Here is a 1,520-nt window from a genome sequence, read left to right on the forward strand (position 1 = left end):
CAGAGTTTCCGGCGACAGGGCCTTGGGCTTCAGATCGATGGGCGGATTGGCGGCCATGGCCACGAACTCTCGCACCTGGGGCATTTTTTTATCCATGAAAGTCCGCAAGGCGCCCTCCAGGGCAGTTCTGGCCTGCGCCTTGGCGGGCATGGCCGGCGGTGAGACCATCGTATCGAGGGCTTTGCGCGCCTCGACCTGCACGTCCGGATGATGGGCCAGGGGCGAACCGAGATTGGCCGGCAGGCCCAGTCCGGTCATGAGCTCCGATCCCACGGACGGCCCAAGGGCATTGAGCTGAAAAGACCGCACGGCGTCGCCCCGCCCTTCGGCAGTACCGACATCCTTGGCCTCCATACGGATGGAGGCAAAAAGCGTGTTCACATCCGTCCTGTCCACGGCACCTGCGTCCACGGCCTGCAACAGGGTTTGCATCACAACTCCGGCATCGGGTGCGCCGCCAAGTTCTGCCAGAGTCGTGCCCCCGACGTGCAACTCCTGCAGCATGTCCAGGGTCTTGCCAATGGTCTCATCCAGCACACCCATAACACCCTCGAAACGCAGGGACCGGGCATCCATCTCGTGCCCCCCAAGAGCGTGCTCCAGGCCCTGGGCCAGGACGCCGGTCTTGTCCAGAATGGTCCGCACCGTGGCCGCGTCGCCCTCCATGCCCCGGTCCCGGCACAGCTTGGCCACATGCTGCCCCACGACCTCGGCGTTCAGAAAATCCCGCAGGAGTTCAGCGGGGACAACGCCCGCGTCAACAGCCTGGCCGCCCTGGGCATGCGTCATTAAAAAATGCCCGAACGCCGTTCCGAACCCCTGGGGAATGACACCCTCACTGGCCAGATGCTGGCCGAATTCGATGGCCTGTCCGAGATCACGAGACAACTGACGGTCCATATGTGCCTTGACCGTGGCGACGTGCCGGGCCGTCAGAGGCTTGCCCGCAGCCCGTTGGGCGTCAAGCACGGTCCCTGCCTCGGCCAGATATTTTGTATAAATCGGATCACGGCCAATGGAATCCAAAAACGCACGTGCCGTGGCGTCGTTTTCCCGCGCCTTGGCGTGACCGCGAAAAAAAGAAAACGCCGAAGTCCCGGCCAGTTGCCCCCCCTCGCGCAAAAACACGCCCTGATCGCCCTGCGCCCCGGCAGGTTCAGGTCCGGCCTGGCGAAAAAAATGATCGATGCTCAGTCCCATGATCTCTCCGTTCTCTCATGACAATGTGTACAAGACCGGCGAAAACCGCGCAGGAGCACCGGACACCTGGCCCGGGCCTGTTGGAATTTTCAGTCGGGTATTCGATCTCTAAACCAAGACAGCATGGACAAATGGCCTGGATTACCGCGCGTCCTACGGTCACCCGCAATGAACGCAATACGCCCCTCGCCATTGCAAGAAGTCTTCGACGAAGCACTCCATGCCTATTGCCGCCTTGCCGTGGAAACGAGATCAGACCCGCAGCATGGCCGCGGGCGTTTCCGGGAAAGGTTCTTCTTCCGCCAGACCATCCAGACTGC

General features: G+C 62.0%; 1 protein-coding gene. It reads right to left on the bottom strand.

What is annotated here, in order from left to right; translation table 11 throughout:
• Positions 1 to 1,200, bottom strand: a 1,200-nt coding sequence (locus EOL86_14825; protein NCD26843.1) for a hypothetical protein, incomplete at its 3' end; no start/stop codon positions are given.
• Positions 1,201 to 1,520: the final 320 nt, after the last annotated feature.

The sequence above is a fragment of the Deltaproteobacteria bacterium genome, from assembly GCA_009930495.1.
GTDB lineage: Bacteria > Desulfobacterota > Desulfovibrionia > Desulfovibrionales > Desulfomicrobiaceae > Desulfomicrobium.